General features: G+C 51.3%; 5 protein-coding genes. 1 reads left to right on the forward strand and 4 read right to left on the reverse strand.

Going from position 1 to position 6,899, the window contains the following annotated elements:
- Positions 1-116: 116 nt before the first annotated feature.
- The 4 genes from AC13E3_RS00305 to AC13E3_RS00320 form a co-directional block, all read right to left on the reverse strand.
- A complete protein-coding gene (locus tag AC13E3_RS00305) occupies positions 117-686 on the reverse strand; it encodes a glutathione S-transferase family protein (RefSeq protein WP_092034402.1) in 570 nt (189 codons plus the stop codon).
- A 118-nt stretch (positions 687-804) separates the two neighbouring features.
- Positions 805-1,809: an alpha/beta fold hydrolase gene (locus tag AC13E3_RS00310; RefSeq protein WP_092034400.1), complete on the reverse strand. Its 1,005-nt coding sequence runs from the start codon at positions 1,807-1,809 to the stop codon at positions 805-807.
- 18 nt (positions 1,810-1,827) lie between these two features.
- Positions 1,828-3,222: an NAD(P)/FAD-dependent oxidoreductase gene (locus AC13E3_RS00315; protein ID WP_092034398.1), complete on the reverse strand. Its 1,395-nt coding sequence runs from the start codon at positions 3,220-3,222 to the stop codon at positions 1,828-1,830.
- Between the two features lie 559 nt (positions 3,223-3,781).
- Positions 3,782-4,006 carry an MbcA/ParS/Xre antitoxin family protein gene (locus AC13E3_RS00320; protein ID WP_092032323.1) on the reverse strand — a complete coding sequence of 75 codons (225 nt, stop codon included), beginning with the start codon at positions 4,004-4,006 and terminating at the stop codon, positions 3,782-3,784.
- A 715-nt stretch (positions 4,007-4,721) separates the two neighbouring features.
- Between AC13E3_RS00320 and AC13E3_RS00325 the strand changes: the two genes are divergently transcribed.
- Positions 4,722-6,776: a hypothetical protein gene (locus AC13E3_RS00325; protein ID WP_482901562.1), complete on the forward strand. Its 2,055-nt coding sequence runs from the start codon at positions 4,722-4,724 to the stop codon at positions 6,774-6,776.
- The last annotated feature ends 123 nt before the right edge of the window (positions 6,777-6,899 follow it).

The following is a 6,899-nucleotide window of genomic DNA, read 5'->3' on the forward strand; positions in this document are numbered from 1 at the left end:
TCTTTTTCAGACTTGATGTCCTTGGCCAGCTCGGCGGCCATAGCTTTAAGTTTTTCTTGGTCCAATTGCGTACCCACGATGGTATCCTTTTGAAAAGACTACTCAGTCGTGGGCAGTTACACAATTTGGTTTACAGCCTCCCAAGTCACGTTATGGCCAATCACGATATCCGCTCCTGAAAATGCGTCGCCGCATATAAAGGAAGTCTGGCACAACCTTTCTTTAAGTTGCGGCTCCACTTCCTCTACGAACTTCTGTCGATATCGATCGATCGTTCGTGGGTCAGACTGGTCTGAAGGCAGGACGTGCTCGTGTATCCGCACTTGCCAAAGCATCATATCCATCCAGGTGCCACCAAAGTGCACCATTTGCAGATAATCGGCTCGCTCAGGTGATAGCCCAACAGGGGGCGAGAGCTTCTTCTCCGGGAATGAATCTACCAGCCATTCCACCATCGCTACGCTTTCTAGCATCCGTTGGACAGAACCATCCTCCATGGTGATTTCAAGCAGCGGCACATTGTGGTTTGGATTCTTCTGCAAATACTCGTCGCGGTATTGGTCTCCGCGATACAGATCCAAAGCTTGGAGTTCAAACTCATCTCCAATTGTTTCGTACAACGCCCACCGCACACGGGCACTGCGAGTCGCGGGGAAATGATATAGCTTCAGTTTTTGGACTTTCATAGGTTTCCAACTCGGCAAGTGAGCTGCATTCGACAGCAAACAGGACTTAGACGGAACATTCGTTCGTTACGTTAATTTGGCAGGCTCCCTATATCCTCAACAGCTGAAAACTTGGTGTTCAGCCGGCATTCTTGAGGCCGCCAAGAAATTCGATCAAAAGCTCATTCACTGCTGTCGCCCGCTCGCGCTGAATCCAGTGCCCCGCACTGGGGAGAATGTGACAACCGCGCATGCCAGGTAATGTGTTAGAAAAATTATCGATATTAGCCTGAGCATTTGGAAACTTGAGTACGTCATCAGCCTCGCCAGCAATAAACAGGGAAGGTTGATGAATGACTTGCCCTCGCCAGGGCGCCATTAATTCCGATGACCGCTTAATGTTGCGGTACCAGTTAAGCCCGCCATCAAAGCCCGTTCTTCGAAACTCTGACGCATACTCCTCAACGTCCCGCTCGCTCAGCCAATCCAGCAGTGTTTCAGGCTCCACTGTGTTATGCAGAATACCTTTACCCGTTTTCAGCATGCCAAAGGTGACAGTGTCCGGCCCATCGCCAGAGGCGCTGTAATGCATCCGGCGGATGGACGCCGCAACGTCCTGTTCCAACTCGGCCTCAGCCACACCGGGGGCTTGAAAGTATTGAAGATAAAAATGGTCGACGCCTGCATCGCGCAAAGCAGACAAAATATCGACGGAAGCAACAGGCACGAAAGGTACGCTCATTCCTACGACAGAGGTAAAAAGGTCGGGCCGTAGTAAGGCACAACTCCAGGCAACAAGTGCACCCCAATCATGTCCCACAATAGCGGCCTGTTTCTCGCCTAGGGCGCGGACCAACTCGACCATATCTCCTACAATGTGCAGCATTGTATAATCGCTGACTTCTGATGGAGCCGTTGTTCCACCGTAGCCTCTCATGTCAGGTGCCACCGCCCGGTACCCAGCAGCAGCCAGAGCAGCAATCTGACTACGCCAGGAAATCGCCAATTCAGGAAAACCATGGCATAACACCACCAGAGGCCCACTGCCCATGCTAGCAACCTTCATGGTTAGCCCATTGATCTCTAAAATTTGAATATCAGGCGCTGGCAAACCAGATTCTATCGATTGAATGTGCGTATCCATCAGTAAGCATCCGGTTGCTTAGGCAGTCGCTGCCAAATGAAAAAGGTTCTTCGCCGCGCCTTCGAAGTTCTGCTCGAAACGTTGAAGCTGGTTATGCTTTTCCTGGTCATCGGGGCTGATGTTGGCGATAAGACGAGCAAAACCATCGAGACGGCAATCCACTAGAAACTGTGCAACCTCTGGGTGCGCTTTCCAGTGGGCGATATTCATCATCATGTTTGCCTGTGATGTCAGGAAGTCTCTCACTGTATCCGTATAGGGGCTTGAGTGAGTCATCGCTTGCCGCAATGCCTCATCCTCAATGTTGGCTTCTATAAAGGCGATTAATGCGCCGCTAAAACAGGCTTGCCATACGCTGATCGGCTGTAGGTTAATCCGATCATGTTGAAAAACAGGAGGGAGATCTTCCCAGTGTTTACCAACCCCGCTGGCGGTACAGTCTATGTATAAGGTGTCTGGCTCGCAGCTGACTTCACCCTGGGTTAACTGCATGCCATTTGCGTTGATCGCTTCAACGTGACCGAGTCGGACAACATTGGTAATGCGTTGAATTTGCTCAAGCTCTGTTTCGGTGATGATGGCTGCATGAAACATACTGGGCCATATACTCTTATCCAGGCGCAGCCAGTTACCTGCCGACTCCATGCCCAAGCAAACTTCCTCGACGGTTCTGGCCGTGGCAAAGGTTTCTGTTTGACTGGCAAAAAACTCCAGTGCCTGACCTAAGAAGGCCTCGTCAGGCTGGAAATTTCGACGGTTGTAAAACCATGAATCGCGGGGGATCACCCAGGTGATATTGTCAGCCGGATAATCATTAGCCAGTAACCAGGTGATGCTATCGATCCCAGTCTTGCCGCCGCCGAGTATGGTGATGTGTTTGTACTGCGGCGCCAGTCGACACAGATGGTTGGGGGGAACACACTTCACCCCTTCTGCAACCTCGAATCGGGGTGTGTGAGTCATCGGAACTTCCGTGGTCATGAGAGTGGCGTTCACCACTTTTTTGTTCACTGTGACCTCGTGTTCCTCACCTGACATCAGTGAGACGATAGTGCCGTTATCTGTGTAGTCACATAACGGCAGATACTGAACACGCTTTGATGGAATAAATACTTCGTCCATTAGTGAATGGAAGTAGTTTAGGACTTCAACACCCGTCGCTAATTCGAGAAAGCCAGTGTTAAACCCTGTTTCATCCAGTCTATGACGCCCTAATGGTCGCGAAGCAACGCCATAAAAGCCTGAGGGCTGGTGTAATCGCACAAAAGGATACGCGTCGTTCCAGTGCCCGCCCACTTTTGGACGGCGGTCAACCATCAAAAAGGTGGCGTCGGTTTGTGTGAGCATCATGTCCACAAAAGCCATTGCTGTGGCACCACTGCCAATCACTAGATAGTCCGTTTCATAATCCATTAGTTTTCCCTCCATTGTTCTATTGATCGTGGTTCTGGGATTGTTGGCAGAGATGCCGTGTATTAGGAAAGGTTGCGGCTTATGATCTGCCGCTGAGATCGACCTGATACAAATGCTTTTAAGAAGCTGTTCCATGCTCTCGGGGTTTGGCTTCCGAGAGGCTGCACTTATTGTGCAGATAAAAACTGTTGCTTATGCTAATTACTATGTGCTTTTTTTGATCAGTCGCATAATCATAAAACGGCATAAGCCCTAGTTCTAAAGAACTGGAATGGAGTTTTCGAGGTATAGGATGCCATCCGAAGGGGATAAATTTTTCGACTCTGCGGAGAGGAGATTGGTGCTGATAGGGCGCAGCGCGGATGTTCGCTTTTGTTTAAAAGCGCAGGCGAACGGTCTAGTACAGTGAATATGGCCGTTCGTGTACCTGACAAGACGGGCCTTTCAATCTCCGCAGAGGGTCTTACCATCTCCGGCGCCCCACGCAGTATTTTCCCGTGTGGATTCGGCCGTAGCTCGACCGACCATTTTAGTACAGCCGTCTGACTGAGCAGCTTTACTATGAGGCAGCTCCTTGCTCCCACTTTTTGATGAGGCTGCGTATTTTCTGTAGCCCCCGTCTGTTCTCCATTAGCGATATCGGGGCTTGGTTGCCCAAGACCGTAATCGGCGAAGAAAGCCATTGTTCAGCAGCCGCTCTATTACCTTCGAAAAGCTCAAAAATCTCACGATAAACCTGCTCCCTCAGTTCAGCCACAACTTCCTCTTCATTCACATCAGCCATTCCAGCCACCCATCGTTTACACGCTACCCCCCTTCCAAGACGCTAGCCCGACCAATGCGTGCGAAAAACACATCTTCACGTCGACACAGATTAGGGAGGATTGTCTAGGCTGATCTGTATCGAACGATGTTTTCTTGAGAAAGGATAACACTCTATGTGCATCCGACGCCGTATTACATACCCGACCTCCTACAACGACCTAATCGACGCGCTTACCTCATTTAGGGATAGTCGAAGAGCCTACCTGGCTGCCCTCAAATATGATCATTTTGAGGTGCTGGTAACTTCTGAGACGACGCTGACCGGCTTTTGCCCAAAACACCGTATTCGATTTGAAACCAGTGGACTCCACCTTTTCACCAAATCAAAGATCTCATCGTGTCGGGTGTGCGATTGGGAGAATGGTTTCAGGAGAACCGAGCCGTGGACTGAGGATCGCGTTGAGCGGTTGCTGTGTTCGGTTAAATCCACCTGGTCACTGGTTCGAGAGAATCCGAAACAAAACCGGATTCTAGTAATGCAGGATCGGTTGACCCTCGTATGCGAATTCAAGGATCGAGAGGGGCACCGGTGTGTGGGGCCTCAGGGGAAACCGACCGTGCAATCACTGAGAAATCTGCAATCACTTACAACACGCCCTGATCACGTGATGTGTCAGGGGTCAGTGTGTGATCAAAAAAAGAGGGGAAAATCATGCCGAGTAGGACAGCACTCCATGGAGAAACGACTTTTCGATCGGGCGAGCGCCTGGAAGATTCTGCCGAATGGCGCATTAAAAATATCCGACGACTGGGTAGCGGAACATAAGCCCTGTGGTGTTCAGGTCATTTGCGGAGGTGGCACATTGGCAAAAAAAGAGCCTAATTGCCCACTCTGTACGAGTTTTCGCTCTAACATTCGGCTGCATCGACCTCACGTGGACGCGCCCAGGATTCTGCACGCAATCACTGAGGGCTGTGTCGAATGGGCCTCGGCTTCGGACGTTCCTTCGAGAATCCATCATGGGGTTCCACTTCCCGTGCGGTGCGTGGTCTGTGATACATCATATTCACCACAGCTGCACGAACTGAACTATGCGTTCCACGGGTGCCCGACGTGTAAGAAAATCGCAAATGAGAGCAACGCGACTATCCTGTTTTCGGAGATTAATTCATTAACCACCACAAAGGGCGGCAATTTCCAACGCCGGATACAGGCCGCGCTGGATGCCCGGGCGCATATAGAGAAACGCGGAGGGCGCCTTGCGCCAGATGCGGTGTACCAAAATAGTTCCACGCGGATTCATTTTTTGTGTCCACATAATCATGAAGCAGCTGTGTCGCTCGACAAACTACGTGAGGGGGGGTGGTGCCAACACTGCCATGACCTAAAAAAGTCTCTCCCAGAGGCCATCGGCCGGGCGGTTCTCGAAATTATTCTTGGTGAGCCGATGCCGAAAGCTCACCCGCCCTGGCTTAAAGGCTTGGAACTCGACGGACTGAATCTATCTGAGACGACTGCATACGAACATCAAGGCGGATTTCACAAAGAACGCGTCGATTTCTACCATAAAACCGAAGCGGACTTTCAAGATCAGCAAGACCGCGATGCCCGGAAACGCGCTATTCTCGGAGCACAGAATGTCGATCTGATTATCGTGTGGGAATTGAATCCCGGATGGCCAGTTGATCGCATGTTTGATCACGTTGAAAACGCGATTCTGGCGGCGGGCCTTGAGGTGCCGGCTTATGATCGAAGCCTTCTCGATCTCGCATTTCTCTACAGGGCGCACGAGATGCGCCAGACGTTACTCGATAAAATAAAGAAGCGTGGTGGTGAGCTTGTCTCGGAGTATATCGGGTTAACGTCGCGCGTATCCGTTCAGTGTGGGCATTCGGAACATCCCGAATGGCCCACATCGCCACTATCCATAATTTATCAGGACACTTGGTGCCAAGCCTGCGCGGCAGAGCGCTTAGCAAGGCAAAAACTAGCCGACTCCCAGGCAGAATTTGAGCGGTGGCTGGGCGAACACCACACCGTAAGGGTCGAGCTCACCGGCGACAAGTATCAAAACGCGACGGTAAAGCATCGATTTTTCTGCGATCACTGCGAACAGCCCAACAATTTGAGTCTTCGACAGATAAAAAGCCGCGAAAAAGACGCCCAGTTCGATGGCCGATGGTGTTCCTTTTGCAGGCGAAGAATCTCCGCACAGCGGAAGCTTACAACCAATCAGGTATTTCTCGTGAAGTGCATAAAAAAAGCTGAGCGGTTGTGCAAAGTCGTTGGCTTCGCCATCGTCGCTGAGCCCTCCAAAGCATCCGGAAGCTTCGAATTACAGTGCCAGAAAAATGCTTCTCATCACGCGAAGCGGTCAATTTATCAATTGGAGCAACTTGCGAAAAAAGTTAACACATCACCGGCGTACGTTGCCTGCGATCAGTGCCGGGGTGATCACCGGAAAAAAACCCGTGATGCCCAACTGCTCGCAGCCGATCTGGGGGGAGAGTTTCTCGATGCAGAATTTTCCTCGGTTAGAGCACCGCATCGATGGCGGTTTGATGACGTGGAGATCACCCGAAGCTACGATGGGTTGCACAGCATTCGGCGGAGCCGAATTAAGCAAGGTTTGGCGCTCCCTTGCGTCTACCAGCCCAGGCAGAACAGGCACTGGACATGGGAACAAGCAGACGCATTGGGCAGGCTGTTGGGCCTCCGCCTTAAGCCCGGTCAGACTATCCGCGGCATCCATAAGCAATATGAGTGGGAGCTGTTAGTGGCCAATTAAAATGACCCACTACTGGCCATTAGTTTTGACCCACCCCCGGGTGGCCGTCAGGCCACAGAACCAGCTACTGTCCCCGGCTTTTATCGATGGCCGGGGGCATGTTAGTGAAGGAGTGGGTTGTGA

The sequence above is a fragment of the Marinobacter sp. L-80 genome (assembly GCF_056859395.1).